The 26,921-nt window shown below is 60.4% G+C and carries 23 protein-coding genes; 11 read left to right on the top strand and 12 right to left on the bottom strand.

From position 1 onward, the window contains the following. Positions 1-93: 93 nt before the first annotated feature. Both DTW90_RS05065 and DTW90_RS05060 read right to left on the bottom strand, forming a co-directional pair. Positions 94-912 (bottom strand): alpha/beta hydrolase, encoded by an 819-nt coding sequence (locus DTW90_RS05065; RefSeq protein WP_149336774.1) that lies wholly within the window; start codon positions 910-912, stop codon positions 94-96. Between the two features lie 110 nt (positions 913-1,022). Next, positions 1,023-1,613 carry a TetR/AcrR family transcriptional regulator gene (locus DTW90_RS05060; RefSeq protein WP_149336772.1) on the bottom strand — a complete coding sequence of 197 codons (591 nt, stop codon included), beginning with the start codon at positions 1,611-1,613 and terminating at the stop codon, positions 1,023-1,025. A gap of 536 nt (positions 1,614-2,149) precedes the next feature. Here DTW90_RS05060 and DTW90_RS05055 point away from each other — a divergent pair. Continuing rightward, positions 2,150-2,620 carry an Hsp20 family protein gene (locus DTW90_RS05055; protein ID WP_132518120.1) on the top strand — a complete coding sequence of 157 codons (471 nt, stop codon included), beginning with the start codon at positions 2,150-2,152 and terminating at the stop codon, positions 2,618-2,620. Between the two features lie 92 nt (positions 2,621-2,712). Here DTW90_RS05055 and DTW90_RS05050 read toward each other — a convergent pair whose 3' ends face one another. Beyond that, the gene (locus DTW90_RS05050; protein WP_149336771.1) at positions 2,713-3,744 is read right to left on the bottom strand and encodes a bile acid:sodium symporter family protein; all 1,032 of its coding nucleotides are present in this window, start codon (positions 3,742-3,744) and stop codon (positions 2,713-2,715) included. 96 nt (positions 3,745-3,840) lie between these two features. Here DTW90_RS05050 and DTW90_RS05045 point away from each other — a divergent pair, with 96 nt between their 5' ends. Continuing rightward, entirely contained in the window at positions 3,841-4,698 is an 858-nt protein-coding gene (locus tag DTW90_RS05045) for a LysR substrate-binding domain-containing protein (protein ID WP_132518128.1), read from the top strand. 13 nt (positions 4,699-4,711) lie between these two features. Here the strand turns inward: DTW90_RS05045 and DTW90_RS05040 are convergent, their stop codons facing one another. Next, complete coding sequence (locus tag DTW90_RS05040; RefSeq protein ID WP_188079872.1) at positions 4,712-5,446, bottom strand: phosphatase PAP2 family protein; 735 nt, start codon at positions 5,444-5,446, stop codon at positions 4,712-4,714. A gap of 375 nt (positions 5,447-5,821) precedes the next feature. Then, complete coding sequence (locus tag DTW90_RS05035) at positions 5,822-6,871, bottom strand: low specificity L-threonine aldolase (RefSeq protein ID WP_149336767.1); 1,050 nt, start codon at positions 6,869-6,871, stop codon at positions 5,822-5,824. A 542-nt stretch (positions 6,872-7,413) separates the two neighbouring features. Here DTW90_RS05035 and gltB point away from each other — a divergent pair. The 4 genes from gltB to DTW90_RS05015 are packed head-to-tail and all read left to right on the top strand — an operon-like array spanning position 7,414 to position 14,358. Continuing rightward, positions 7,414-12,141, top strand: coding sequence for a glutamate synthase large subunit (gene gltB, locus DTW90_RS05030; protein ID WP_149336765.1), 4,728 nt, complete (start codon positions 7,414-7,416; stop codon positions 12,139-12,141). A gap of 57 nt (positions 12,142-12,198) precedes the next feature. After that, positions 12,199-12,471 (top strand): AbrB/MazE/SpoVT family DNA-binding domain-containing protein, encoded by a 273-nt coding sequence (locus tag DTW90_RS05025; protein WP_132518134.1) that lies wholly within the window; start codon positions 12,199-12,201, stop codon positions 12,469-12,471. Beyond that, positions 12,468-12,866: a type II toxin-antitoxin system VapC family toxin gene (locus tag DTW90_RS05020; protein WP_149336761.1), complete on the top strand. Its 399-nt coding sequence runs from the start codon at positions 12,468-12,470 to the stop codon at positions 12,864-12,866. The genes DTW90_RS05025 and DTW90_RS05020 overlap by 4 nt, the downstream gene beginning before the upstream one ends. 37 nt (positions 12,867-12,903) lie before the next feature. Further along, entirely contained in the window at positions 12,904-14,358 is a 1,455-nt protein-coding gene (locus DTW90_RS05015) for a glutamate synthase subunit beta (RefSeq protein ID WP_149337056.1), read from the top strand. Positions 14,359-14,426: 68 nt separating this feature from the next. On the opposite strand, the gene DTW90_RS05010 is transcribed toward DTW90_RS05015, so the two are convergent. After that, complete coding sequence (locus tag DTW90_RS05010) at positions 14,427-15,626, bottom strand: DUF459 domain-containing protein (protein WP_149336759.1); 1,200 nt, start codon at positions 15,624-15,626, stop codon at positions 14,427-14,429. A 76-nt stretch (positions 15,627-15,702) separates the two neighbouring features. Further along, positions 15,703-16,926 (bottom strand): lytic murein transglycosylase, encoded by a 1,224-nt coding sequence (locus DTW90_RS05005; RefSeq protein ID WP_149336757.1) that lies wholly within the window; start codon positions 16,924-16,926, stop codon positions 15,703-15,705. Between the two features lie 203 nt (positions 16,927-17,129). Between DTW90_RS05005 and galU the strand changes: the two genes are divergently transcribed. Further along, positions 17,130-18,017: a UTP--glucose-1-phosphate uridylyltransferase GalU gene (gene galU, locus DTW90_RS05000; protein WP_132518142.1), complete on the top strand. Its 888-nt coding sequence runs from the start codon at positions 17,130-17,132 to the stop codon at positions 18,015-18,017. 147 nt (positions 18,018-18,164) lie between these two features. Here the strand turns inward: galU and DTW90_RS04995 are convergent, their stop codons facing one another. Next, on the bottom strand, positions 18,165-19,700 hold the full coding sequence (locus DTW90_RS04995) for an outer membrane beta-barrel protein (protein WP_149336755.1): 1,536 nt from the start codon (positions 19,698-19,700) through the stop codon (positions 18,165-18,167). A 219-nt stretch (positions 19,701-19,919) separates the two neighbouring features. Between DTW90_RS04995 and DTW90_RS04990 the strand changes: the two genes are divergently transcribed. Beyond that, a complete protein-coding gene (locus tag DTW90_RS04990; protein WP_149336753.1) occupies positions 19,920-20,915 on the top strand; it encodes a KpsF/GutQ family sugar-phosphate isomerase in 996 nt (331 codons plus the stop codon). Here DTW90_RS04990 and DTW90_RS04985 read toward each other — a convergent pair whose 3' ends face one another. Beyond that, positions 20,916-21,374: an NfeD family protein gene (locus DTW90_RS04985; RefSeq protein WP_149336751.1), complete on the bottom strand. Its 459-nt coding sequence runs from the start codon at positions 21,372-21,374 to the stop codon at positions 20,916-20,918. It lies immediately after the preceding gene. Positions 21,375-21,377: 3 nt separating this feature from the next. Beyond that, positions 21,378-22,397 (bottom strand): SPFH domain-containing protein, encoded by a 1,020-nt coding sequence (locus DTW90_RS04980; RefSeq protein ID WP_149336749.1) that lies wholly within the window; start codon positions 22,395-22,397, stop codon positions 21,378-21,380. 251 nt (positions 22,398-22,648) lie between these two features. Between DTW90_RS04980 and queC the strand changes: the two genes are divergently transcribed. From queC to queE, 3 genes are read left to right on the top strand one after another with little or no spacing between them, the layout of a single operon-like run. After that, positions 22,649-23,359, top strand: a complete 711-nt coding sequence (queC, locus tag DTW90_RS04975) for a 7-cyano-7-deazaguanine synthase QueC (RefSeq protein WP_149336747.1) — start codon at positions 22,649-22,651, stop codon at positions 23,357-23,359. Then, positions 23,359-23,715: a 6-carboxytetrahydropterin synthase QueD gene (queD, locus tag DTW90_RS04970; RefSeq protein WP_132518153.1), complete on the top strand. Its 357-nt coding sequence runs from the start codon at positions 23,359-23,361 to the stop codon at positions 23,713-23,715. Before queC ends, queD begins: the two co-directional genes overlap by 1 nt. Beyond that, the gene (gene queE / locus DTW90_RS04965; protein WP_149336745.1) at positions 23,712-24,449 is read left to right on the top strand and encodes a 7-carboxy-7-deazaguanine synthase QueE; all 738 of its coding nucleotides are present in this window, start codon (positions 23,712-23,714) and stop codon (positions 24,447-24,449) included. Before queD ends, queE begins: the two co-directional genes overlap by 4 nt. A 24-nt stretch (positions 24,450-24,473) precedes the next feature. On the opposite strand, the gene DTW90_RS04960 is transcribed toward queE, so the two are convergent. Then, on the bottom strand, positions 24,474-25,658 hold the full coding sequence (locus DTW90_RS04960) for a GGDEF domain-containing protein (protein ID WP_149336743.1): 1,185 nt from the start codon (positions 25,656-25,658) through the stop codon (positions 24,474-24,476). Positions 25,659-25,855: 197 nt separating this feature from the next. Further along, positions 25,856-26,890 carry a ferrochelatase gene (gene hemH, locus DTW90_RS04955; protein WP_149336741.1) on the bottom strand — a complete coding sequence of 345 codons (1,035 nt, stop codon included), beginning with the start codon at positions 26,888-26,890 and terminating at the stop codon, positions 25,856-25,858. Between the last annotated feature and the right edge of the window lie 31 nt (positions 26,891-26,921).

The following is a 26,921-nucleotide window of genomic DNA, read 5'->3' as shown; positions in this document are numbered from 1 at the left end:
GGAGGGTTTGAGCTTCTTGTTCGTTCCTTCGTCACTATGACGAAACCCGAACCCTCCTCAGTTTGCGAATACGATGATGGACAAGAGGTGTCGTCAAGACCTGATGAACGAGAGCAGGTCAGGGTTGAGGACATCTGCATGTGTGGTTAGCATGCCATGGGGGTAGCCAGGATAAGTCTTCAGCGACCCGTTCTTAAGCAGGTTGACCGCACGCGGCACGGAACTTGCGAAGGGGACGACTTGATCGGCCTCGCCATGCATCACGAGCACCGGCACGGTGATCTTCTTGAGGTCTTCGGTATAATCTTCGAGCCAAGAGTCGACAGTCGCGTGGTGAGCGAGGGCACCGCCGGCCATTCCTTGGCGCCACCAGTTCGCAATGACTGCCTCCGAAGGCTTGGCCCCATCGAGGTTATAGCCATAGAACGGGTTCTCAGGGACGAAGCGGAAGAACTCCGCCCGGTTGCCCAGCACGCCTGCCCGGATCGCTTCGAACCACTCCGGCGGTTGACCGGACTGGTTTTCCTCGCTCCGGTACATGTTCGGCGTCAGGGAAGCGACCAGTACAGCCTTCGCGACGCGCTCCTGGTGGCGAGCGACATAGCGAGCCACCTCACCGCCACCTGTCGAGTGCCCGATATGGATCGCGTCGCGCAGGTCGAGGTGTTCAGTCAAGGTCGCGAGGTCGGCAACCCAATGGTCCATATCGTTGCCGGTGCTGGGCTGGTCAGACCTGCCGTGTCCGCGCCGATCATGGGCGATCACCCGGTAGCCGTGGCGAAGAAAGAACATCATCTGGGCATCCCAGTCGTCCGCCGATAGCGGCCAGCCGTGGCTGAAAACGATCGGCTGGCCTGAGCCCCAATCCTTGTAGAAGATATTTACGCCGTCTGTAGTCGTGATCGTAGGCATGATTTGCTCCTTTGATAGCCGCGATAAAAGTCATCACTCGCTGTCGCGGCGTTTCAGCGAGAAACTTATTAAATACATGACCGGTCGTATATTAATCGGCCAAAAATTATTCAGGCCACAAGGGCAGGCAAAACGAAACCTTCAAAGCTGTCGAACGGCGACCGGTTACGTTCGACTTTGGCGCGCGTGACCGCGCCTTCGAACGCGTCGATCAACGCGACGGCGACCTGTCCTGGCTCCTTTCCAGCCGGCAATTCGCCCTGGGCCTGGGCTTCCCCGAGGCATTCAGTGAGCGAGGCCGTCCATTGGCGGTAGATTGCGGCCAGCTTAATGCGTACTTGCTCGCTCGACGGCGTGACCTCGAGCGCCATATTCCCGATCAGACAACCAACCGCGTAACCGCGGCGCCCGTGAAACTCTGCCAGGCCCGCGAAATAGCATGCGATACGCGCGAGCGGCGTCATGTTGTGATCGGTCAAAATCGGGCTGTAGGTAGCAATCAATGAATCCCAATACTCGGTCAGCACTTCAACAGCAAAAGCCTCCTTGCTTTCGAAATAATTGTAGAACGACCCTTTGGGTACACCGGCCGCCGCCGTAATCTCCTGCACGCCGGTGGCATTGAAGCCGAGGGTGCTGACGAGGTCTCCCCCCTTTTCCAGGAGGCGGGATCGGGTTTCTGGATTGGCTGGTCTCGGCATAGCTAAGCTTTAAGGTTGGTGTTTGCGTTTCGATGGTTTATATATGACCAGTCGTCTTTTAATTGTCAAGCAGTTTTTTGCTGGGACAGGGTAATGCATTCACACCCGCTGCGATCGCTGCGCCAACGCCTTTATGGGCGCATCACCCTCGCCGCCATCCTCCTATTTGGCCACTCCGTTGTGAGTCCTGAGCCTAGATTATTTGAGAAAAAAGGCCGGCATACGGGCTGTAGAGGTCCGCAGGCCGGCCGAGTAGGACTGAAGAAGAAGGGACGATACGCTTCAGTCATCGGACGGTTGTCCATCCGATAGAAAGCAGGCTACCGCCCGTCGCCTGAACGGCCGCAGAACCGGGCGTTCATCTGTCGTTCACGCGCAAATTCGCGTCAAATCGCGGGCTCTTGAACTGCGCCGGCCCCATCACCATCTCCCTTTTGCGGACGCCGAAAGGGTCCGCGGAACCGTCCCGGGGCCGCCGCAACAGGGGTCTCAGGGGTAATATCAGTATCGCAAACAGTCGCTCACAGGAGGACACCATGCGTCACGTAGACTTCTCTCCCCTTTATCGTTCCACCGTCGGTTACGACCGCCTCTTCACCATGCTCGACAGTCTGGCCCAGCCCGATCAGGCCCAGACCTATCCCCCCTATAATATCGAGCGCACCGGTGAAAACACCTACCGTATCACCATGGCGGTTGCCGGTTTCGACGAGAAGGAACTCTCCCTTGAAGCCCATGCCCATGTCCTGACGGTCAAGGGCGAAAAGAGCGACGAGGGCACCCAGAACAGCGAATATCTCTATCGCGGCATCGCCAAGCGCGCCTTCGAGCGCCGCTTCCAGCTTGCCGACCATGTCGAAGTCCAGGCTGCTTCCCTGAAGAACGGCCTGCTGCACATCGACTTGCTTCGCAACATTCCGGAAGCCATGAAGCCGCGCAAGATCACGATTGCCGCTGAGCCGGTCGAGGCTCCCAAGGCTATCGAAGCCCAGGTGATCAACAGCTAATTTTCCCGATTTCCGGGTAATGGAAAGGCGGCGTTCCAGATGGGACGCCGCCTTTTTTCATGTCATTATTCCAGGTGTGATCGGCTCTGGTTTCAGCCGGGGGTCGTCGCATCCGCGGTTTTCTGCAGGCGCTGCGCTTCCGCTTCCTTCTGGGCCGTCTTCCGGTTTGCCGCATCCGCATATTTCTGGGCAATGACGGCGCAGGCCATCAGCTGGATCTGGTGGAACAGCATCAGGGGCAGCACGATTGCGCCGATGCTCTGGCCGGCAAAGATGACGCTTGCCATCGGTACGCCGCTTGCGAGACTCTTCTTCGATCCGCAGAAGGTGATGGTGATCTCGTCAGCGCGCGAGAAGCCGAGGGCGCGGCTGCCGAACATGGTGATGCAGAGAACGAGCGCCAAGAGGACCATGTTGGCGATGATCACGGTTGCAATGTCGCCTATGGAAAAGGTGTGCCACAGGCCTTCGACGACGGCCTCGCTGAATGCGGAATAGACCACCATCAGGATCGAGCCGCGGTCGACCGGCATCAGGATCTTCTTCTTGGAGCGTATCCAGTTGCCGATCCAGGGCTGGAGGATCTGGCCGAGGATGAAGGGGGCGAGCAGCTGTTCCATGATCTGTTCCAGCACGCTCCAGGAGAAGCCGCCACCATGGCCGCCGACGGAGAAGAGCAGGCCGACGAGCAGGGGCGTCAGGAACATGCCGAAGATATTGGAGGCCGATGCCGCGCAGATCGCAGCGGGCACATTGCCGCCGGCGATCGAGGTAAAGGCGATCGAGGACTGTACTGTCGACGGCAGCACGCAGAGGAACAGGATGCCGGTATAGAGCGTCTGCGGCAGCACGGTCGGCACCAGCACGCCCATGCCAAGACCGAGCAACGGGAAAATGCCGAATGTCGTCAGCAGGATGATGAGATGCAGCCGCCAGTGCAGAGCGCCTGCGATGACGACATCCCGGGACAGGCGCGCGCCATGCAGGAAGAAGAGAAGCCCGATGGCAAAGTCTGTTGCAATACCGAAGTAATGCGCGGCGGAACCCTGCACGGGGAAGAAGGATGCCGTGAGTACAGTAAGTACGAGCAGCATGGTGAAAGTGTCTGGTAGAAAGCGGCGCATGATGCCTATCCCGGTCGCATAAAATATCGCCTTGCTCTTACCGCTATCGCGATCCACGATGCAAGGAATAACAGTTATCAAGAAGGTGGATGCCTCATGCTGGATCTCACGCAGTTGCAGAGCTTCGTCGCCGTCGAACAAATGGGAAGTTTCACTTTGGCCGCCGAGCGGCTTGGCCTCGGTCAATCGACGGTCAGCCAGCATATCCAACGGCTCGAGGCCACGCTCGGTCGCAAGCTTCTCGCGCGCGACACGCATCGCGTGGTGCTGACCGGCGATGGCGAGGCGCTGCTCGGGCACGCGCGGGCGATGCTGTCGATCCAGGGGCAGGTGCAGTCGCTGTTTGCCGATAACAGCCTGCGCGGCACGCTGCGGCTCGGGGTTTCGGAGGATTTCGTCACCAGCCAGCTGCCCGATGTGCTGGAGGAATTCGTGCGCTCGCATCCGTCGGTCGATCTGGAACTGACGGTATCGCTGAGCGGCATACTTTATGAGATGCAGGATAATGGCGAACTCGACCTTGTCCTTGCCAAGCGCCGGCTCGGGGACACGCGCGGGCGTCTGGTCTATCGCGAGCCACTGGTCTGGCTTGCCCGCGATCCCGAACTCATCCGTTCCTCCGCCGCGCCGCTGCCGCTGATTGCGTTTCCGGCGCCGAGCGTCACCCGCGCCATTGCGCTCGAGGCGCTGCGCCGTCAGGGCGTGCCATGGCGGATCGTGTGCACCTGCGGCAGCCTGAGCGGGCTTACGGCAGCCGCTCGCGCGGGGATGGGCGTGCTGGTGCAGCCGCGCAGCATGGCACCGACGGGGCTGGAGGAGATCGGAACGGAGTGGCTGCCGCCGCTCGAGGATGTCGAATTCGTGCTGGTGCCGCGCAAGGGCGCCGATCAGCTTCTCGTCAGCGCGCTGTCGGAGGATATTCTCGCGAAGATCAGGGATTTGCGGGCGGGGTAGGGTAGCCGACGCCCTAGACGGTCATGGCCGCTTCCGCAGGCAAGGATTTCGCCGATCTCGCCTTCGTCAGGAAACAGGCGAGCCCAATGCAAATGGCCGCTACCCCGAAGCCAGCAAAGACATCTATCACGTAGTGATTGGCGATAGTGAAAGCGGATACCGCCATGAGTACATTCAGCAGAAGAGCAGGATAGCGAAGAGGTTTCAGGTCCCACATTGCCCAGGCACAGATCGCAGCTACTGCCGCATGTCCCGACGGGAAGGTCAGGATGCCTTTTGTTTCTGTCAGCCTGAAGATGAAATTCGGATCTTCTCTGATCGCATGCAACTGCGGAACGAAGTCGCTCCAAAAGTAAGGGTTCAGGTTCTGTAGTTTGGACGTATCCAGCGGGTAGGTCGCTACAGTTCCAAATGCCGGAAATGCGCTGGCGAACACGGCGGATATGAAGATCATCGCGCCATACGCGAAGACCATGCGGTATGCGCGTGTCGTTCGGCCGAAGATCGAAAGCAAGTACGGCACAGTCAGCAACTGGAAACTGAAGCTCGTGTAGGCCAGCATCAAAATCCGAGCCAGCAGAGCATGCCTATCGACAAAGCCGATCATGGACGGCCAGTCGACGCCAAGACCGCGATCGATCGCTGCCAGGAAATGGTCGGCGAGCGGCATGTCCAGGCGCATGGAGAGATAAACAAACATCATGCCGGGCAAGCTCAGAAGAAGGCCTGCACAAATGGTTTCGACCATTACCCGCAGCCTCAGCATTCGCCGGTATCCGCACCATCCGCCGACGATTGCGAGAAATCCCAGCGTCGCCAACAGCTTGCCGGTAAAGTCGTCATAGTCGATCCGCATCCCGACCGACCATGCGAGGGGAAATGCGATTGCATAGGCCAGTGCGACAAGGCTCCAAAGCAGATATCTTGATCGCTCGAGTTCGGACATGACTTACTCCCAACGCATTCGACTTAGGCGAAAAACGTTAACGGTGCGGTAAAGTCACGTTTAAATTATCGCATAGGTTGCGTTTGCTGGTGTTCTGTTCTCTCTAAGATTGAGCAGCAGCCTCGAACGAAAGGGCATGACGTGACCCGACATGCCCGATTTATCCTGAAGATTTCGTCAGCCCGCCAGGCAGCCTAGGAAGCCTTCGACATCAGCATCGGTCGTCGCAAAACTTGTCACGAGGCGGATCAGGGTTTCGTCGGGGGTGACCAGGTCCGGCTGCTTTTCCGGGATCGGCCATTCGTAGAATTTCGCGCCCTTGTCTTCGGCGGTTTTCGCTGCCGACTTGGGAATGATGGCGAAGACTTCGTTCGATGCCGTCTGCCAGGCGAGCTTGGCACCGGCGGCGGATTCGATGCCGGCACGGAGCTTATCGGCCATGGCGTTGGAATGGCGGGCAAGGTTGAGCCAGAGGCCGTCCTCGAAGTAGCCATCGAACTGGGCGGCGATGAAACGCGACTTGGAGAAGAGCTGGGCGGCGCGCTTGCGGATGAAGGCCATTTCCTTGGCCATCTCAGGATTGAAGAAGACGATAGCCTCGGCGCACCAGCAGCCGTTCTTCGTGCCGCCGAAGGAGAGGATGTCGACGCCGCGCTTCCAGGTCATTTCGGCCGGCGTTGCATCGAGCGCGACGAGCGCGTTGGCAAAGCGTGCGCCATCCATGTGCAACGGCAGGCCGTTTGCCTTGCAGATCGCGGAAATGGCGTCGATCTCGGCCAGCGAGTAGATGGTGCCGATCTCGGTTGCCTGGGTAATGGTCACGGCCGCCGCGCGGCCATGATGGACGGCGTCCTGCGGAAAACGGGCGACCTTGGTGGCGAGCGCCTTGGGATCGATCTTGCCGGCTGCGCCGTCGACTGTCGCCAGCCGCGCGCCGCTGAAGAAGTCGGGAGCACCGCATTCATCCTCGGCGACATGCGCCTCGGTATGGCAAAAGCTGATGCCGCCGGGCTTCTGGACGCTTGCGAGCGACAGCGAGTTGGCGGCCGTTCCCGTTGCAACGAAGAAGACGGCGACCTCGCGCTCGAAGATCTCGGCAAAGCGGGCTTCGACCTTGCGATCCAGATCGCTGGTGCCGTAGGCGGCCGCAAAGCCGCCGGCTTCCTTGACGAGGCGTTCTGCGATTTTGGAATGGGCGCCGGCCCAGTTGTCGGAGGCAAAGAACATGTGATGAACCAGGGAAAAATTGAAGGTTAAAGCGATGGGGCGGACATTAGTCCAACGCCCCTATGGGTCAAGCCCGAGGGTGGGTGCGATCCATCACAGAAATTGAACTACGCAATCAACAAACAAAATGGTCCACTGTGGCGAAACTTTATTTCCGGATTTTGATGCAATCGGCAATCTTCCGTCGTTAAGGGCAGATATTTTGCCGCTAACCTCTTGCGAAGGAGAATGCTTTCTGGCATAGAACTGATGAATTAGGACAGGGTTGCTGTCCTATTTTGGCCGTTGAGGCCGAAGATGCGCTGAAAACCCTGGAGATGACGGGATTTCACGCTATAGTTCTCGCGAGCGCTGCCGCAAGGGCAGAGCGGCGGTGAGCAGGTAGCAGGCGCGGAACGCCGACGGTGATGCTCCGCCACGAGTGACCGTTTGCGGACGTATCTTCACAATGCAACAGCGCTGTCCCGCGCGCCGCATCCGGAACAGCCGGTGCGACGCGAGAGAAGGGTCGCCCGCGACGCGGGCCTATCGGAGGAAAGACGATGACGAACAGGACGCCGTCCATGACTTTTGACCAGATTGCCGCCGTAGAGGCCAAGGCAACGGCCAATACGTCGAAACGCGCCGCCGTGGGTCTTCCGCCGAAACAGGGCCTTTACGATCCGCGCAACGAACATGACGCCTGCGGCGTCGGCTTCGTCGCGCATATGAAGGGCAAGAAGTCGCACCAGATCGTGGCTGACGGCCTGTTCATCCTGGAAAACCTGACGCATCGCGGTGCTGTCGGGGCCGATCCACTGATGGGCGATGGCGCGGGCATTCTAGTGCAAATCCCGGACCGCTTCTTCCGCGAAGAGATGGCGACGCAGGGCGTCATCCTGCCGAAGGTCGGCGAATATGGCGTCGGTCACTTCTTCCTGCCGCAGGACGAAAAGCTGATCGAGCATTTCAAGAAGACGATCAAGGATGTAATCGCGGAGGAAGGCCAGGTGTTCCTCGGCTTCCGCGAGGTGCCGGTCGACAATTCCTCGCTGTCAAAGGCGCCCGATATTGCCGCCACCGAGCCGCATCATGTGCAGGTCTTCATCGGTGCGGGCAGCCATGCTGCGACCGAGGACGAATTCGAGCGTCGGCTGTTCACCCTTCGCAAGGTGATCTCAAACCGTATCTATGATGAGTATGAGGGCGAAGAGAGCGGCTTTTATCCTGTCTCGCTGTCGAGCAGGACGATCGTCTACAAGGGCATGTTCCTCGCCTACCAGGTCGGCGCCTATTATAAGGACCTGGCGGATCCGCGCTTCGAGTCGGCCGTTGCCCTTGTGCATCAGCGTTTCTCGACCAACACCTTCCCGTCCTGGAAGTTGGCGCATCCCTACCGCATGGTCGCTCATAACGGCGAAATCAACACGCTGCGCGGCAACGTCAACTGGATGGCGGCGCGCCAGGCATCCGTGTCCTCGCCGCTCTTCGGCGACGACATCTCGAAGCTGTGGCCCATCTCTTACGAAGGCCAGTCGGACACCGCCTGCTTCGACAACGCGCTCGAATTCCTGCAGCGCGGCGGCTATTCGCTCGCCCATGCCGTGATGATGCTGATCCCGGAAGCCTGGGCCGGCAACCAGTCGATGGCGGCAGATCGCAAGGCGTTCTACGAATATCATGCCGCCCTGATGGAGCCGTGGGACGGACCGGCTGCTGTTGCCTTCACCGACGGCAAGCAGATCGGCGCTACCCTCGACCGCAACGGCCTTCGTCCGGCACGCTATCTCGTCACCAATGATGACCGCGTCATCCTGGCGTCGGAAGCCGGTACGCTGCCTGTGCCGGAAGAAAACATCATCCGGAAGTGGCGTCTGCAGCCGGGCAAGATGCTGCTTATCGACATGGAAAAGGGCCGCATCGTCTCCGACGACGAAGTGAAGTCGGAGCTTGCGACCAAGCATCCCTATCGCAACTGGCTGGATCGCACGCAGCTTATCCTTGAAGATCTCAAGCCGGTCGAGCCACGCGCTCTGCGCCGTGACGTTTCGCTGCTCGATCGCCAGCAGGCATTCGGCTACACGCTGGAAGACACCCGCATCCTGATGTCGCCGATGGCGACGACCGGCCAGGAAGCGATCGGCTCGATGGGCACCGATACGCCGATCTCGGCCATGTCGGATAAGTCGAAGCTGCTCTACACCTACTTCAAGCAGAACTTTGCGCAGGTGACGAACCCGCCGATCGACCCGATCCGCGAAGAACTCGTCATGAGCCTTGTCTCCTTCATCGGCCCGCGTCCGAACATTCTCGACCACGAGGGTGCGGCCAACGCCAAGCGTCTTGAAGTGCGCCAGCCGATCCTGACCAATGGCGATCTCGAAAAGATCCGCTCCATCGGCCACACGGAAGACCGTTTCGACACCAAGACGCTCGACTTCACCTATGATGTCGAGCGCGGTGCCGAAGGCATGCCCGATATGCTCGACCGGCTCTGCGAGCGCGCGGAAGCGGCAGTCAAGGGCGGTTACAACATCATCGTGCTCTCCGACCGCCAGATCGGGCCGGATCGCATCGCGATCCCGGCGCTTCTGGCGACGGCTGCCGTCCACCATCACCTGATCCGCAAGGGGCTTCGCACTTCGGTCGGTCTCGTCGTCGAAACCGGCGAGCCGCGTGAAGTGCATCATTTCTGCCTGCTCGCCGGCTACGGCGCTGAGGCGATCAACCCCTATCTCGCCTTCGACACGCTGCTCGACATGCATGCCAAGGGCGAATTCCCGAGGGAAGTGGACGCGAGCGAAGTCGTCTACCGCTACATCAAGGCGGTCGGCAAAGGCATCCTCAAGGTCATGTCCAAGATGGGCATCTCGACCTACCAGTCCTATTGCGGCGCGCAGATCTTCGATGCGATCGGCCTGCAATCGGAATTCGTCGCCAAGTATTTCTTCGGTACGGCGACGATGATCGAAGGCGTCGGCTTGGAAGAAATCGCCGACGAGACCGTCGCTCGCCACAAGTCCGCCTTCGGGCGCGATCCGCTGCTGGCAAGCACGCTCGATATCGGTGGCGAATATGCCTACCGCATGCGCGGCGAGAGCCATGCCTGGACGCCGGATGCGGTTGCAGCCCTGCAGCATGCCGTCCGCGGCAATGCAGAGGATCGCTACCGCGAATTCTCGGAAATGGTGAACACCTCGGCGCTACGGATGAACACCATCCGCGGCCTGTTCAGGATCAAGAGTGCGGAGCAACTCAGCCGCAAGCCGGTTTCGCTCGATGAGGTCGAGCCGGCTGCCGATATCGTCAAGCGTTTCTCAACGGGCGCCATGTCCTTCGGTTCCATCTCCAGAGAAGCGCATACGACGCTGGCTATGGCGATGAACCGGATCGGCGGCAAGTCGAACACCGGCGAGGGCGGCGAGGAAAGCGATCGCTACATGCCGCTGCCGGACGGTTCGCAGAACCCCGAGCGCTCTGCGATCAAGCAGATCGCTTCGGGCCGCTTCGGAGTGACGACCGAATATCTCGTCAATGCCGATGTGCTGCAGATCAAGGTCGCGCAGGGCGCCAAGCCCGGTGAAGGCGGACAGCTGCCCGGCCATAAGGTCGATGCAACCGTTGCCAAGACCCGCCACTCGACCCCGGGTGTCGGTCTGATTTCGCCGCCGCCGCATCACGACATCTATTCGATCGAGGATCTGGCACAGCTGATCTACGACCTGAAGAACGTCAACCCGACATCAGATGTCTCGGTGAAGCTCGTCTCGGAAGTCGGCGTCGGCACGGTTGCCGCCGGTGTCGCCAAGGCGCGCGCCGACCATATCACCGTGTCAGGTTTCGACGGCGGCACGGGCGCTTCGCCGCTCACCTCGCTGAAGCATGCCGGCAGCCCATGGGAAATCGGCCTTGCCGAAACCCAGCAGACGCTTGTCCTGAACGGCTTGCGCTCGCGCGTCGCCCTGCAGGTCGACGGCGGTCTGAAGACTGGCCGCGACGTCATCATCGGCGCGCTTCTCGGTGCGGACGAGTTCGGCTTTGCCACCGCGCCGCTGATTGCGGCCGGCTGCATCATGATGCGCAAGTGCCACCTGAACACCTGTCCGGTTGGCGTTGCGACCCAGGATCCTGTCCTGCGCAAGCGCTTCAAGGGAACGCCGGAGCACGTCGTCAACTACTTCTTCTTCGTTGCCAACGAGGTCCGGGAAATTCTCGCCTCGCTCGGCTTCACCAGGCTCGACGACGTCATCGGCGCTGCCGAGCTTCTGGAGAAGGACGACATGCTTGCCCACTGGAAGGCGAGGGGGCTCGACTTCGGCCGCATCTTCCACAAGGTCGAGGCACCGAAGGAAGCCACCTACTGGACGACGCGCCAGAACCATCCGATCCACGACATTCTCGACCGCAAGATGATCGAGCAGGCCGAGCCCGCCCTGACGGCGCGGCAGAAAGTCTCGATCGACGTCGACATCAAGAATGTCGACCGTTCGGCCGGCGCGATGCTGTCGGGCGAAGTCGCCAAGCGCTTCAATCACAAGGGGCTGCGCGAAGACACGATCAACGTCACGCTGACGGGTACGGCCGGCCAGTCCTTCGGCGCGTTCCTTGCGCGTGGCGTCACCTTCACCCTGATCGGTGACGGCAACGACTATGTTGGCAAGGGCCTGTCGGGCGGCAAGATCGTCATCCGTCCGCCGGAGAATTCGCAGATCGTTGCCGAGAACTCGATCATCGTCGGCAATACCGTTCTTTACGGCGCGACCGAGGGCGAATGCTACTTCCGCGGCGTTGCCGGCGAGCGTTTTGCCGTTCGTAACTCCGGCGCGATCGCTGTCGTCGAGGGCGTTGGCGACCATGGCTGCGAATACATGACTGGCGGCGTGGTCGTCGTGCTCGGCGGGACGGGACGCAATTTTGCGGCTGGCATGTCGGGCGGCGTCGCCTATGTGCTCGATGAGCAAGGCGATTTCGCCAAGCGCTGCAACATGGCGATGGTCGAGCTCGAGCCGGTTCCAGAAGAGGACGACATGCTGGAGAAGCTGCACCATCACGGCGGCGACCTCATGCACAAGGGCCGCGTCGACGTATCGGGTGACATGACCCGTCACGACGAGGAACGGCTCTACCAGCTGATCTCCAACCATCTCCATTACACGGGCTCGACCCGGGCCAAGGAGATCCTGGATGCCTGGGCTGACTACCGTCCGAAATTCCGCAAGGTCATGCCGGTCGAATACCGCCGTGCCCTTGAGGAGATGGAGCGCAGCCGGATGGGTGTCGCGGCCGAGTAAGTTGGGTTTGGAAAAATACTGTGATATGACACGTCATATCACAGTATGGAGGTTGCGATGAACGAACATTCCGAAGTCATCAAAATCGCCCAGGTATTCAATAATGGTCGGAGCAGGGCGATCAGAATTCCAAGAGAGTTCGAATTCGATGCGGACAGGGTCGAGATCCGGATGACTGAGAAGGGCGACCTGATTGTTCATCCGCTCAAGCGGAAATCTCTGCTTGAGGTGCTGGCCACGCTTGAGCCGCTTGGTGAAGAGGATCGGCTACCTGAAATCGAGGACTATCCGCCGGAGCCTGTCGATCTTGGTGGAATTGACGAAAAGTGAGGTATCTGCTCGATACCAATATCGTTTCGGACGTCATGCACAATCCGCAGGGACGGGTAGTTCAGCGGATTGCGCAAGTTGGTGAGGACCTTGTTTTTACCAGCATTCTCGTCGTTTCCGAAATTCGTTTCGGTATCGCGAAGAGCCAGTCGAAGAGGCTGGCAAAAAGGCTGGTGGAAATGCTCGATGTGTTTCCCGTCGAGAAATTCGAAGGGCCAGCTGATGAACATTACGCCGTTATTCGTGCGGCGCTGGAAGGAATAGGCCGAAAGATCGGCCAGATGGATATGCTGATAGCAGGGCATGCGCTGGCACTCGATGCGGTGCTGGTGACGGCCAATGAGGGCGAATTTTCCCGCGTGCCGGGATTAAAGGTTGAAAACTGGCTGCGCTGAGGAAGAGGCGGTCATGACAGTAGTAAGGGAAGACAGCATGGGCAAGGTAACAGGTTTCCTGGAAATCGACCGGCAGGTGGCGAAGTATCAGCCGGCCTCCGATCGCATCCGCCATTTCCGTGAATTCACGATTCCTATGTCGGACCCGGAAGTACAGAAACAGGCCGCGCGCTGCATGGACTGTGGCATCCCCTATTGCCACGGTCCGACCGGCTGCCCGGTGCATAACCAGATTCCTGATTGGAACGACCTCGTCTACAATAACAACTGGGAAGCGGCGATTCAGAACCTGCATTCGACCAACAACTTCCCGGAGTTTACCGGTCGCGTCTGCCCGGCGCCCTGCGAGGAAGCCTGCACGCTGAACCTTGAGGATGCGCCTGTCGCCATCAAGACCGTCGAGCAGGCGATTGCCGACAAGGCCTATGAGCTCGGCTTCATCCGGCCGGAGCCAGCAACGGTGCATACTGGCAAGAAGGTTGCCATTATCGGTTCCGGCCCCGCCGGCATGGCGGCTGCGCAGCAGCTCGGCCGCGCCGGTCATGAAGTCCATCTCTACGAGCGCGAGAGCAAGGCCGGCGGCCTGCTGCGCTACGGTATCCCCGACTTCAAGATGGAGAAGAACTTCATCGACCGCCGCGTCGAGCAGATGAAGGGCGAGGGCGTCACCTTCCACTACGGCGTCAATGTCGGCGTCGATCTGAAGGTCGAGGAGCTTCTGGCGGGGCACGATGCCGTGCTCTATTGCGGCGGCTCGGAAACCCCGCGCGAGGCCGGCATCCCGGGCACCGATCTCTTCGGCGTGCATGACGCGATGCCCTATCTCGTGCAGCAGAACAAGCGCGTCGGCCGCGAGAATATCGACAGCGTCGGCTGGGCCGCCGATCCGATCCTTGCCGGAGCCAAGCATATCGTCGTCGTCGGTGGTGGCGATACGGCATCGGACTGCGTCGGCACCGCGTTCCGCCAGGGTGCGGTCAAGGTCACGCAGCTCGACATCCGCCCGCAGCCGCCGGAGAAGGAAGACAAGCTCGCCGTCTGGCCGTTCTGGGCAACCAAGATGCGCACCTCTTCCAGCCAAGCGGAGGGCGCCGTGCGCGAATTCCAGGTTGCGACGCTGGAATTCATCGGCGAAGACGGGATCCTGACCGGCGTGAAGTGCTGCGAAGTGGATGAGCGCCGCCGCCCCGTCCAGGGCACGGAATTCATCATTCGCGCCGATCTCGCCTTCATCGCCATCGGCTTCCGCGGCCCGTTCAACAACAGCGTGCTGAAGGAACTCGAAGGCAAGCTGACGCTGAATACGGACAAGCGTGGCTCGACCAATGTCGTCGCCAACGAAAAGGACTACAAGACCTCGGTGGACAAGCTCTGGACCGCCGGCGACGTGCGTCGCGGTCAGTCGCTGGTCGTCTGGGCGATCCGCGAGGGCCGTCAGGCGGCCCGTGCTATCGATGAAGAACTGATGGGCGCAAGCCTTCTTCCGCAATAAATGCAGTCTCTGAGAGTAATAGGGAAAGGGCCGCGGTTGCGGCCTTTTTCATTGGATGCCAACCGTTCTTATGGCGACGCTCGCTTCAACCGGTAATCGTCGACACGGCCGGCGGGGGCGGGGGCCATCTCTCCTTTTTCGACCAGGAGATCGCGCGGCGATTGCGTCGAAGAAGCAGGAGAGATTGCTGCGCCCAAGAGTTCCGCTCCGCCGTCGAGGTTAGGATCCGACAAGCTGATCGGCTGAGTACGCAGCGGTTGATTGACCTCAGACGGTGGCAAATCGGCGTTTATCGCAGCGTTGTCCGTATCCAGCCGCGTAATGTCGGGGCTTGCCTGATCGCCGAGCAGCCGACGTGCGGATTTTTCGACATAGAAGGCGACCTTACGCCGACCGGCGGCCGTCATGTTGATACCATCAGCGGTTCGCAGCCGCACCTGCTGGCCGTTGATATCGGAGCCGGTTATGACGAAGTCTCCGTTCTCATCGGTGAAGCCGTCCCAGATATTGATGAATTCGCCGCCAATGCTCGTCACCTTGCTCTGGTAGATCTGGTTCAGCTTGACGACATCCGCGGTCATCGAATCGGACCCGAAGGATGGCAGGCCGACCCATAGCAATGGGATATGCCGGTCCGTCACAAGCTTGGCGAAGTCCTGCACGCGCTCCTCATAGGCCATGTACCAGGCGTCAGTGCCGAATTTTTCGTTCAGGCCATCGCCGATCATCTGCTGGCGGTCGTTGGAGCCGATCATGACGACCACGATCGCCGGTTTCACCTGATCGATCATTTGCGGCAGTTGCTGCGGCCAGTTGTAATAGTCCTGGCGAACGAGCCCCGAGGCGACATTGCCGCGCGTATCGATCACGACGCCGGGGGAGTTCGAGAAGGCGTCATCCAGTCCGCTGCCGAGACCGCCCGCAAGGAAATCGCCGACGACAAGGATCTTTTGGGCTGTATCCAGCTTTTCCGCCGCAGGCGGTTCGTCGGGCTGCATGACCACCTGCCGGGGCGGGGAGGCCGGCGCTGCCTTCTTGCGCGGCGGGCGGGCTATACGCCGGGGCGCCGGTTGAGCGGGAGTATAATAGTACGGCTGCTGCACGCGGCGGCCAAACAACATTTCAAGCAAGGTGCGGCGCTGTTGTTGCGGTTGCTGCGCCTCTACCGGCGTTGCCAGTCCGACAAATGCAAAACACAGAGCAAGCAGGGCCGCAACGATCGCTCTTGCGGCGGCCACTCTTGTCATGCGGGAGGACTGGTTATTCATTCGGCCGCTTTCCGATTTGAGCCCATTTTCTCATGGAGCGGGCGATTCCGTCCAGCCGCCAAATGGTCCGATCGGTCTATTTGCGCAGTGCGTTCAGCAAGTCCTTTGACGGTTCGCCGTCGGCATTCATGCCCATGCGCTGCTGGACGGCCTCGATGGCTGCCTTCGAGCCTGATCCGAAATTGCCGTCCACGGTGCCGTCGTAATAGCCCAGCGTCTTCAGGCGCGTCTGCAGCTCGAATTTTTCCTTGATATCGAGCGTGCCGTCCGGGCGCGGCCATGCCTGCTGCATGCCGCCAAAGCCTGCGATTTCGTCGGCCAGCACGCCGACCGCGAGCGCATAGCTGTCGGACGCATTGTAGCGCTTTATCGCGAAGAAATTGGCCGTCATCAGGAAACCGGGTCCATTCGGGCCGCCCGGCATCTTCAATTGCGCGCGGTCGGTGCCGAGGCGGAAGCTCTTGCCGTTCGGCCGGGAAAATCCAAGGGCGGCCCATTGCGCCAAGGTGCGGGTCTTGCCGATCTGGGCGCTGCCGCCCTTCGGCACCACGACTTCGTAACCCCAGGTCCTGCCGCCTTGCCAGCCGTTCTTCATGAGAAGATTGGCGGAGGTCGCAAGTGCATCCGGCACGGAATTCCAGATGTCGGCGCGACCGTTGCCATCGGCGTCGACGGCATAGAGCAGGTAGCTTGTCGGGATGAACTGCGTATGCCCCATGGCGCCTGCCCAGGAGCCTGTCAGTCCTTCTGCCGAAACGTCGCCTTCCTGCAGCATCTTCAGCGCGGCAATCAGCTGCTTTTTAGCATAGCCGGCGCGCCTGGGATCGGCATAGGCAAGCGTTGCCAGCGCGCGCGGCACGTAGTGAAGCCGATCGTCCTTGGCCAAAACCGTGCCGTAATTCGATTCCATCGACCATATGGCAAGCAGGATATTCCGGTCTACGCCATACCGCTGCTCGATCGAGCGCAGGGTAGAACCATATTTAGCCGCCATTTTCCGGCCGACATCAGCGGTATAAGGGTTGACGCGGGAGTCCATATAGTCCCAGATTTGGGTCTTGAATTCAGGCTGGTATGCCGCTTTTTCCAGGACCGTCGGATCGGGGTCCGTCACGCCGGCAAATGCCTTACGGTAGGTTGCCGAAGTGATCCCGCTTCTGGCGGCAACGTCGTAAAAGCCGGAAATCCACTTTTGGAACCCGGTGTCGGCGCTGGCGTTATTAGGGGTCAGTCCAACGAGGGCAGCGAAAGCAAGCACCAGCGTCAGGCCGCGAAGGGAGGTTCTGTAGCGTTCGATCATCACAGCCGCATCCGTCATGTCCGATGGTCGGTTCGCGATGCACAAGGCATCGGTTCATGCACGAAAATACAGAAACGAAGTCAACAAATTCTTTACCATGGAAGACAGGCTCAGTCACCATTTGCAAAACAGTAGCAAACTTATACTAGAGACTAGCCAGTTTGCCTTGAGCCAAGGCAAATCATTCGCCCCAGGAGGTATGTGTGGGAAAGCATAGTAAGGTGCGTAAGGCAGTATTTCCGGTGGCCGGACTTGGAACGCGGTTCTTGCCCGCGACAAAGGCCGTGCCGAAAGAAATGCTGACCGTCGTCGACAAGCCGGTCATTCAGTATGTGGTCGATGAAGCGATGGAAGCCGGTATCGAGCACTTCGTCTTCGTCACCGGCCGCAGCAAGCACGTCATCGAAGACTATTTCGATATCCAGTTCGAGCTGGAGCATACGCTGCGCCAGCGCAACAAGAAGGCGGAACTGACGCTGTTGAACGGCCTGCTCCCAAAGGCCGGCACAGCGAGCTTTACGCGCCAGCAGGAGCCGCTCGGTCTCGGCCACGCCGTCTGGTGCGCCCGCGAGATCGTCGGCCATGAGCCTTTCGCGCTGCTTCTGCCCGACATGGTCATGCGCGCCGAAAAGGGCTGCATGAAGGGCATGATCGAGCTCTACGAGCATAGCGGCGGCAACGTCATCGCCGTCGAGGAATGCGATCCGGAACAGACGCACAAGTACGGCATCGTCGGCGTCGGCGACACGGTCGGCTCGGGCTTCAAGATTACCGAGATGGTCGAGAAGCCGGCAAAGGGTACCGCGCCCTCGAACTTCTTCATCAACGGTCGCTACATCCTGCAGCCGGAAATCTTCTCGATCCTGGAAACCCAGGAACGCGGGGCCGGCAACGAGATCCAGCTGACCGACGGCATGCTCAAGCTTGCGAAGGAGCAGGATTTCGCCGGCTATCACTTCAAGGGCGAGACCTACGACTGCGGCGCCAAGGATGGCTTCATCCTCGCCAACGTCGCCTTCGCGCTCTCGCGCGCGGATATCCGCCCGACCATCGAAGATGGTTTCAAGGCGCTCCTCAACGCGTTGAAGTAATCCATCGTCTCTTAGGCGGCGCCCCGCTTGTGGCGCCGCATTTCCCTGGAGCATTTCCGTTTTTCTTCGAAGCACGGAAATGCTTTATCTCTTTGATTTGGCACAATTCCAGACGCAAAACCGCGCTACACTTTCGCTGGAATTGCTCTACCGCTTGGCGGCAATGCCGATGCCGGCGATGAATTGTTGGGTGTCGTCACCCGTCTTTCTCGATGTCAGCTCGTAGCCGAGGTCGCCGGTCAGGTCGAAGTACCGGTTGATGCCCCAGGCAAGGCCGGTGCCGATGTCGTACACTGTCTCATCATCGAAAGTGCTGTTCGAAGGATAGTCGCGCCAAGTGATGCCGCCGGTCAGCTTGCCCGTCAGGTTGTCGCGCAGTTGATGATTGATGGTGTTGGTCAGCTGATAGGCGACGTAGCCGCTGTCGCCTGCCGCTGTCGACGGTTCGACGCTGGTGGAGAAGCCGATGTTGACATCGGTGCCACGCTGCGGCGACCAGGCGATGTTGCCGTCGATCGTCGGCGAATCGATGGCCTCCAGGCGGGAGTCCTCGAACTCGGTGCGTTGATAGCCGATGCCCAACTCGCCCTTCAGCTTTTCGCCGAGATCGACTTCGACACCGACCTTGCCGCCATATCCATGGTTTGAACGGGCGTAGCCGTCCGAATCGAGGTGCTGGTCGTAGAGTGTGCGGCCTAGATCGGCCTCGATGAAGGGAATGATCGCCGGGGAGAGTTCGTAGCCGATGCGGCCTCGCCAGGTGCCGGCCGTTTGGTTGCGGTCGCTGAGATTGACTTCCGTTCCATCGGAAAGCGTGGCGTTGGAATAGATGGTGCGGGTCAGCGCCACGGCTGTTGTGCCGCGCAGCAGGCCGAAATCGCGCTCGATGGAGAAGCCGCCGTCGAACTGATTGACGGCAGACTGCTTTGACGCATTGGCGATCGCGTTCGGATCGTCGGTATCCTCGCGGAAAAACTGGTAGCCGGCGGTCACATGCGCCGTGGTATCGGATGGAAGATCGAGGCGCAGGTCTGCATTGATATCGACCGTCGGCTTCTCTTCGCCCGTGCCGCTGATGTTCTTCTGCCAGACGCCATCGCCCTTGATCGTCAGCGAATGTCGGTCCCAGTCCGATGTCAGGGTGCCGTTCAGATCGGTCTGCAGGTAGGAGCGGTCCTCGTCGTCGACGGAGCCGGTGGTCTGCTTTTCGTAATTGACCGACTGGTTGACCGAGGGGCGCAGCGTAAACGTTCCAATCGGAATTCCCTGCGCGTCGTCACGATCCGGATGCTGCTTGGCGTTCAGATTATCGACGGTCGTTTCGCGAGCGTTGAGGCGCCTCAGATCGTCATCGAGGATGGAGCCCGTCGTTTGCGCGTCGGTGCCATCCAGCCGCAGACGGGGATTGAGAGGCGCGTTGCTGTCATCGCTGGTGCTCTGGGTCGCCGCCTTCGAGGTCTTCGTCGAGGTGGCGGAGCCGGCCGAAGAGGAGCCGCCCGTTGCCGCATTTCCAGGAAGTGTATCGGAAAGGCTGCTGTCGTCGGTTGCGGATTGATTGGAATACAGCGACTGCGAACGGGCTGCGTCCGGCAGGACAAGAATGCCGCAGCCGAGCAGAGCCGACGCGGCGCAGGCCGTCAGCCGGAAGGGGCGTCCACCCGTCCTGTCATTCCACATGCCCATGCAATTTCGCGTCCGGCATTTCTCAAATTCGTTACCTGAACGTAAAGCGATGTGGTTAACGCATCGTTGAGAAATTGATGCGGGCTGGAGCACTTCTTCGCAATCTCGAAAAGTTGAGAGTGCCTATTCGCCCATTTGTCGGGGATCATGTCTGCAGTGTATATCATTCCGTGCATTGCCCGATGGACTCGGGTGGTGAAAAGCGTTAACGCTCAGCCCATGAACAAGAGAGCAGTCAACCTTGTTGAAGATGGCGTGATCAGTTCCGCCACCCGCACGATCGCCACCGAACGAAGAGGCCTTGAGGCGCTGGAGCGAGCGCTCGCCAATGGTCTGGCCGGTCCCTTCAATCGCGCCGTCGAACTCATCGGCCATAGCACGGGCCGGGTCATCGTAACGGGCGTCGGCAAGAGCGGCCATATCGGTGCAAAGCTCGCTGCCACTTTCGCCTCCACAGGAACGCCGGCGTTTTTCGTGCATTCGGCCGAGGCCAATCACGGCGATCTCGGCATGATCGCCCAGAACGACGTCATCATCGCCATGTCTTGGAGCGGCGAGACGGCGGAGCTGAAGAATATCGTTTCCTATTCCCGCCGGTTTTCAATTCCGCTGGTCGCAATTACATCAGGCGAAAAATCGACGCTCGGCCGGGAAGCTGACGTTGCTATCGTACTGCCGAAAGAAGAGGAGGCTTGCCCGCACGGGCTGGCGCCGACCACGTCGACGATGATGCAGCTTGCCATGGGCGATGCGCTTGCCATCGCGCTGATGGAAGCTCGCGGTTTCACCGCCGGCGATTTCCATGTATTCCATCCCGGTGGGAAGCTCGGTGCTTCCCTTACCCACGTTGCCGATATCATGCATACCGGCGATCGCGTTCCTGTCGTGAAGCACGGAACGCCCTTTACCGAGGCGATCTCGGTTCTTTCGCGCGGGCGCTTCGGCTGCGTCGCGGTGCTGGACGACGACGGTCGCCTGTGCGGGATCGTCACGGAGGGCGACATGGCCCGCAACCTGACGCGCAACCTCTCCGAACTCGATGTCGATGACATCATGACGCGCACGCCAAAGATCGTGAAGCCGACCACGCTTGCGACCAGTGCGGCCGCCGTGCTCAACCGGCACAATATTTCGGCGCTGATCGTGATCGATGAAGACAACCGGCCGGTCGGTCTTGTGCATTTCCACGATCTGCTGCGGATCGGCGTCGTCTGATCAGAAGGGTTCGACGGTCAGATCCCGGCCGTTGCTTGCGACGATCCTGACGCGCGTGCCGGCCGGCAGGTCCGGCCCCATGACTGACCAGAACGTATCATCGAGACGGATACGACCGCGACCTTCGGCGATCGGTTCCTGCAGCGTCGCCGTACGGCCGACGAGGCTCGCGCCACGCTGGTTCAGGAAGGGTTGGTCGGATGGCTTGTCGTTGCGGTAGATATAGCGACGGCCGAGCACGACTGTGATTACGGCAAGCGCTGCGAAGAGCAGCAGCTGCAGCTGCCAGCTCCAAAACGCCTGATCCCATAGCGCTAGAGACAGCGCGCCGACGATGATGGCGGCAAGACCGATCCACACGAGGAAGACGCCGGGGACGATCAGCTCGGCCGCCAGTAGAACCAGACCGGCCACCCACCAGCTCCAAGGACCCAGTTCCTCGGCCAGGCTCAGCAGCATGGATCAGCTCCCCTGCGATGAAAGCGGATTGACCGAAGGCGTGCTGCGCGGGGCGGAGGGGCGCGGACGCGGGGCCGGCGGGACTGTTCCGCCGTCGTTGCCGCCATTGCCGAAAACCTCGCGGGCAATGGCGCCGATACCGCCGAGCGAGCCGAGGATGGACGAGGCCTCCATCGGCATCAGCACGATCTTGGAATTGCCGGCGGAGCCGATCGCCGTCAGCGCCTCGGTGTATTTCTGCGCCACGAAATAGTTGATGGCCTGCACGTCACCGCTGGCGATCGCCTCGGAGACCATGAGGGTGGCCTTGGCTTCGGCCTCGGCCAGACGCTCGCGCGCCTCGGCGTTGCGGAAAGCCGCCTCGCGCTGGCCTTCGGCTTGCAGGATCGCGGCCTGCTTTGCGCCTTCGGCACGAAGGATCTGCGCGTTGCGGGAACCTTCGGCTTCCAGAACCTGCGCGCGCTTCTCGCGCTCCGCTTTCATCTGGCGTGCCATGGCGTCGACGAGATCGCGTGGCGGCTGGATGTCCTTGATCTCGACGCGGGTAACCTTGATACCCCATGGTCCGACCGCCTCATCGACGACGCGCAGGAGCCTGTCGTTGATCGTGTCGCGGTTCGACAAGAGCTCGTCCAGATCCATAGAGCCCATGACGGAGCGGATATTGGTCATGGTGAGGTTCAGGATGGCGTTTTCGAGGTGGGATACCTGATAGGCAGCCTCTGCGGCATTCAGCACCTGGTAGAAGGTCACGGCATCGGCGGAAACGCTGGCATTGTCCTTGGTGATGACCTCCTGGGTGGGCACGTTCAGTACCTGCTCCATGACGTTCATGCGTGCGCCGGTGCGCTCGATGAAGGGGAGGATCAGGTTGAGGCCCGGCTCCAGCGTGCGGGTATAGCGGCCGAAACGTTCGACCGTGTAACGGAAGCCCTGCGGTACCGTCTTGACGCCCGCAAACAGCACGAGGATGACCAGCACGACAAAGGCGATTACAACGATATCGAAACCACTGAAAAGCATCGAATCTCCTCTGGACCGGCCTCGGTCCTTGCGCCATGGCGCTTGTTAAGATGTGGGGATTTAACACGAAATTTGCAACGCGCGGATATAAAAAGCGTGGCCGCAGGAGCGTGTGTCAACTATAAGCCGCCAGCGCCCTACAATTTGAAGTGATCGCCGATCTCACCGCTTCACAATCTTGCCTCTTTGGCCTATTAGCCCCGCCATTCGCATCCGGTCGCAGCCTACCCGGTCAAAACAAGGACACAGTCATGAAAACTATCGTCATCTGCTCCGGCGGATTGGATTCCGTCTCGCTTGCCCACAGGATCGCGGCCGAGCACGATCTCCTGAGCCTTCTCTCCTTCGACTACGGACAGCGGCACGCCAAGGAATTGGACTTTGCCGCCGCTTGCGCGAAACGACTCGGCGTTCCCCACCAGGTCGTCGATATCAGCGCAATCGGGGCGAGCCTTAGCGGTTCGGCCCTGACCGACGAAATCGATGTCCCCGATGGCCATTATGCCGAGGAGACGATGAAGGTCACCGTCGTCCCCAACCGTAATGCCATTATGCTGGCAATCGCCTTCGGCGTCGCAGCCGCCCGCAAGGCCGATGCGGTAGCGCTCGCCGTACACGGGGGCGATCACTTCATCTATCCCGACTGCCGCCCCGGCTTCATCGACGCTTTCCGGACCATGCAGGAGCATGCGCTCGAGGGCTATGCCGACGTGACCCTGCTTGCGCCATATGTCACGGTTTCGAAGGCTGATATCGTCACCGATGGCGCCAAATACGGGACGCCCTTTGCCGAGACCTGGTCGTGCTACAAGGGTGGCGCGCGTCACTGCGGGCGCTGCGGCACCTGCGTCGAACGGCGCGAAGCCTTTCACCTGGCAGGTGTCGACGATCCGACCGAGTATGAGGATCCGGATTTCTGGGTCGCCGCCACCAGCGGCTTCTCGGCGACGGAGGTCAAGTGATGTTCAGGATCACCAAGGAGTTTCATTTCTCGGCGTCTCATCAGCTGACCGCGCTGCCGCCCGATCATCAATGCGCCCGGCTTCACGGGCACAATTATGTCGTCGAAGTCGAGCTTTCGGCAGATCGGCTCAACGAATACGGTTTCGTTCGCGACTATCACGAGCTGGCGCCGCTGAAGCGCTATATCGATGACAGCTTCGACCACCGGCATCTGAACGAGGTGTTTGGACACGGGCAGGTGACCGCCGAATGCCTTGCCAAGCACTTCTACGACTGGTGCAAGGAACTGCTGCCGGAGACCAGCGCGGTACGGGTGAGCGAGACGCCAAAGACCTGGGCCGAGTACCGGCCATGAGCGGCGAGCGGCAAGGCGAAATCCGCGTCAGCGAGATTTTCGGTCCGACGATCCAGGGCGAGGGCGTGCTGATCGGCCTGCCGACCGTTTTCGTGCGCTCCGGCGGCTGTGATTACCGCTGTTCGTGGTGCGACAGCATGCATGCGGTCGATACCCGCTTTCGTGCCGACTGGCGGCCGATGTCTGTCGAGACCATATGGGCGGAGGTAACGCGCCTTTCCGGCAACAAGCCGCTGATGGTCTCTCTTTCCGGCGGCAATCCGGCCATCCAGCCCTTCGGCGATCTCATCCGTCGCGGACATGAAGAGGGCTACCGGTTCGCATTGGAGACGCAGGGGTCCGTCGCGCGCGATTGGTTTGCCGATCTTGACGTCCTCGTCTTGAGCCCCAAGCCGCCCTCCAGCGGCATGGATACGGATTGGACTGCGCTTGCAGACTGTCTCGAGATGGCAGGCGACGGACCGGAGATCGTGTTGAAGATGATCGTTTTCGACGATGCCGATTATGCCTATGCCAAGTCTGTCGCGGCAAGGCATCCACGCTACCCGGTCTACCTGCAGCCGGGCAACCACACGCCTCCGCCGCCGGATGCCGACGATGCCTATGTCGACATGGAAGGGCTGATGGCGCGCATGCTCTGGCTGGTGGACAAGGTGACGCGAGACCGCTGGTTCGAAGCCCGCGTGCTGCCGCAGCTTCACGTCATGCTCTGGGGTAATCGAAAGGGCGTCTAAAGCCCGGATTTTGGGGCGTAACGATCAGGCCACTCGCGTGCCGGGTTCTGGTCGAGGGGCGAGCGCGACGGTATTTCTGCCCATGCGCTTTGCTTCGTAGAGGGCCTTGTCGGCGTCCTGCAGCAGCTTTTCAAAAGTGATCTCGACTGGTGAGGCGGAGGCGACGCCCAGGCTCGCGGTTACGCGACCATCGCCGAGCCCACGATGGCGGATGTCGCGCCGTTCGATGGCTGTCCGGATACGTTCCGCCATCGCCAGGGCCTGCAGAGGCCCCCGGCCGGCTGAAAGCACGAGTATTTCCTCGCCGCCGAAACGGAACACGAAGGATGCCTCGTCGGCTGTTTCGCGAATGCATTGCGAGACGGCGCGAATGCAGGCATCGCCCTCGATATGGCCGTGAAAATCATTGAAGAGCTTGAAGTGGTCGATATCGAGCAGGATGGCCGAGATCGTCGACGGTCGTCCGGCTTCGTGCCAAAGCATTTCGCTGATCCGCGCCAGCGAACGGCGGTTCAACAGTCCCGTCAGTTCGTCGTGCTCGGCGTTGAGTTCGAGCCGGCTGTAGAGAAGGCTGCCTCGCAACTGGTTCAGGAAATTCTGCCGATCGGTCCGCTCCAGGAAATAGGCGCTGACCGCCAGGAAGATCGAGAGTGTCAGGTAGAAGGTGACGATGCCCGAATAGGTGACGTCATCGAAGGCGCCGGTGAGATGCGTGATCGCGAAATGCGAAGCGCACATCAGCGTCAACCCAGCCAGTATGGCGGGAAAACGCGGGCGCAACGCGATGACGAAGAAGAGGAAGGCGGCGGAATTGCCGTTCTGGTAGACGAAGAGATAGTGGCTGCTGCTATCCGTGGCGACGGCCATGGGAAGCGTCACGCCGAGCACGGCGATCGCGATCGACAGAAGGTCGTAGAGGAGCGCATTCGGCCAGCGGCGCACGGCCAATATGCAGCCAATGACGAAGGGCGTGAAGACAAGGAAGCGCGCCTTGACCATATCGTCGAAGACGTCAGGCACCATGGTCCGGTCGCCGAAATAGACGAGATCATAGATCAGCGTGCCGATGATACCCCAGATGACCGAGAGCCGTACGCGCGTTGCCGCATAATCCTTGCTGAATCTCGCTTCCAGATCCGGGGAAAAGCGGAGAAGACGAAAGCCGCGCGCGATCTGGCGCTCTACATGGTCCAATGTCACGACGCTCATCGCCGAAATCCCCGCATACAGCACGACTGCTTAACGCTAGGGCAGAAAGCTGAAGAATTATCTAAAGTTAGAATGGGTTGTGTAGGGGAGGGAGCGCATGCGATGCGGACCCCTCACCCTACCCAACCAGGGTTGAGTAGCGGGTCTCAACCCGTCCTTCAGCCCCCCGAGGGAAGAGGCGGAGATGGCGTGCGCCCTCAGACCCACCCCTGAAGCTCGCGACGGACGACCTTTTCCAACACCCGCATGCCGTCTTCGCTGTCGTTGAGGCAGGGGATGTGGGCGAATTTCTCGCCGCCATTGTGATGGAAGGACTCTTCCGCCTGGACGGCGATCTCTTCCAGCGTTTCGAGACAGTCGGAGACGAAGCCGGGGTTCATGACGGCGATGCGCTTGATGCCGTCCTTTGCGAGCTTTTCGACGGTCTTGTCGGTATAAGGTTGTAGCCACTCTTCCGGCCCGAAGCGGGACTGAAAGGTCACCATGAACTTCTCCTTGGGCAAGCCGAGCCTTTCGCGCAGCAGACGTCCGGTCTTCTGGCACTGGCAATGGTAGGGATCGCCCTGCTTGAAGTAGGACATGGGAATGCCGTGGAAGGATGCGAGCAGCATTTCCGGCTGCCAATCCAGCGTCGCGAGATGCCGGGTGACAGAGTTGGCGAGGGCCTCGATATAGGTCTCGTCATCGTGATATTCGGGCACGGTGCGGATTGCCGGCTGCCAGCGCATCGCCATCAATTTCTGGAATGCCTTGTCGTTGACCGTCGCGGTCGTCGCAGCCGCATATTGCGGATAGAGCGGGAAGAGGACGATGCGGTTGCAGCCGGCCGCCTTCAGCGCATCGATGCGCGAGGCGATCGAGGGCTGGCCGTAGCGCATCGCCCAGTCGACGACGACGTTTGGCAGGTCCGTCAGCCGTTCGCCCATGAGGTCGGACTGGTTGCGGGTGAAGGTGCGCAGGAAACTCTCGTTCTTTTCCTTGTTCCAGATCGTCTCGTAAGCCTTGCCGACCTTTCCCGGGCGGGTGTTGAGGACGATGCCGAAGAGGATCGGGTACCATTTCCAGGGCGACCATTCGATGACACGCTTGTCGGTCAGGAATTCCCTCAGGTAACGGCGCATGGACGCGTAATCGGTGCCATCGGGCGTGCCGAGATTGACGAGAAGGATGCCGACCTTGCCGAAGGTGATCTGCGGGTGGTCGGTCGGCATGGCTTTAAGGTCTGCGGTCATGATGTCGGTCCCGGCGCGCGTCGATCTATAC

Source organism: Neorhizobium sp. P12A, from assembly GCF_008365395.1.
GTDB lineage: Bacteria > Pseudomonadota > Alphaproteobacteria > Rhizobiales > Rhizobiaceae > Rhizobium.
The sequence above is the reverse complement of the archived record's forward strand: the minus strand, read 5'-3'. Positions and strand labels throughout refer to the sequence as shown.

Coding starts and splice junctions, on each gene's coding strand:
- DTW90_RS05065 (WP_149336774.1), bottom strand. CDS start 912: ATGCCTACGATCACGACTACAGACGGCGTAAATATCTTCTACAAGGAT.
- DTW90_RS05060 (WP_149336772.1), bottom strand. CDS start 1,613: ATGCCGAGACCAGCCAATCCAGAAACCCGATCCCGCCTCCTGGAAAAG.
- DTW90_RS05055 (WP_132518120.1), top strand. CDS start 2,150: ATGCGTCACGTAGACTTCTCTCCCCTTTATCGTTCCACCGTCGGTTAC.
- DTW90_RS05050 (WP_149336771.1), bottom strand. CDS start 3,744: ATGCGCCGCTTTCTACCAGACACTTTCACCATGCTGCTCGTACTTACT.
- DTW90_RS05045 (WP_132518128.1), top strand. CDS start 3,841: ATGCTGGATCTCACGCAGTTGCAGAGCTTCGTCGCCGTCGAACAAATG.
- DTW90_RS05040 (WP_188079872.1), bottom strand. CDS start 5,446: ATGGTCGAAACCATTTGTGCAGGCCTTCTTCTGAGCTTGCCCGGCATG.
- DTW90_RS05035 (WP_149336767.1), bottom strand. CDS start 6,871: ATGTTCTTTGCCTCCGACAACTGGGCCGGCGCCCATTCCAAAATCGCA.
- gltB (WP_149336765.1), top strand. CDS start 7,414: ATGACGAACAGGACGCCGTCCATGACTTTTGACCAGATTGCCGCCGTA.
- DTW90_RS05025 (WP_132518134.1), top strand. CDS start 12,199: ATGAACGAACATTCCGAAGTCATCAAAATCGCCCAGGTATTCAATAAT.
- DTW90_RS05015 (WP_149337056.1), top strand. CDS start 12,904: ATGGGCAAGGTAACAGGTTTCCTGGAAATCGACCGGCAGGTGGCGAAG.
- DTW90_RS05010 (WP_149336759.1), bottom strand. CDS start 15,626: ATGAATAACCAGTCCTCCCGCATGACAAGAGTGGCCGCCGCAAGAGCG.
- DTW90_RS05005 (WP_149336757.1), bottom strand. CDS start 16,926: ATGATCGAACGCTACAGAACCTCCCTTCGCGGCCTGACGCTGGTGCTT.
- DTW90_RS04995 (WP_149336755.1), bottom strand. CDS start 19,700: ATGGGCATGTGGAATGACAGGACGGGTGGACGCCCCTTCCGGCTGACG.
- DTW90_RS04990 (WP_149336753.1), top strand. CDS start 19,920: ATGAACAAGAGAGCAGTCAACCTTGTTGAAGATGGCGTGATCAGTTCC.
- DTW90_RS04985 (WP_149336751.1), bottom strand. CDS start 21,374: ATGCTGCTGAGCCTGGCCGAGGAACTGGGTCCTTGGAGCTGGTGGGTG.
- DTW90_RS04980 (WP_149336749.1), bottom strand. CDS start 22,397: ATGCTTTTCAGTGGTTTCGATATCGTTGTAATCGCCTTTGTCGTGCTG.
- queC (WP_149336747.1), top strand. CDS start 22,649: ATGAAAACTATCGTCATCTGCTCCGGCGGATTGGATTCCGTCTCGCTT.
- queD (WP_132518153.1), top strand. CDS start 23,359: ATGTTCAGGATCACCAAGGAGTTTCATTTCTCGGCGTCTCATCAGCTG.
- queE (WP_149336745.1), top strand. CDS start 23,712: ATGAGCGGCGAGCGGCAAGGCGAAATCCGCGTCAGCGAGATTTTCGGT.
- DTW90_RS04960 (WP_149336743.1), bottom strand. CDS start 25,658: ATGAGCGTCGTGACATTGGACCATGTAGAGCGCCAGATCGCGCGCGGC.
- hemH (WP_149336741.1), bottom strand. CDS start 26,890: ATGACCGCAGACCTTAAAGCCATGCCGACCGACCACCCGCAGATCACC.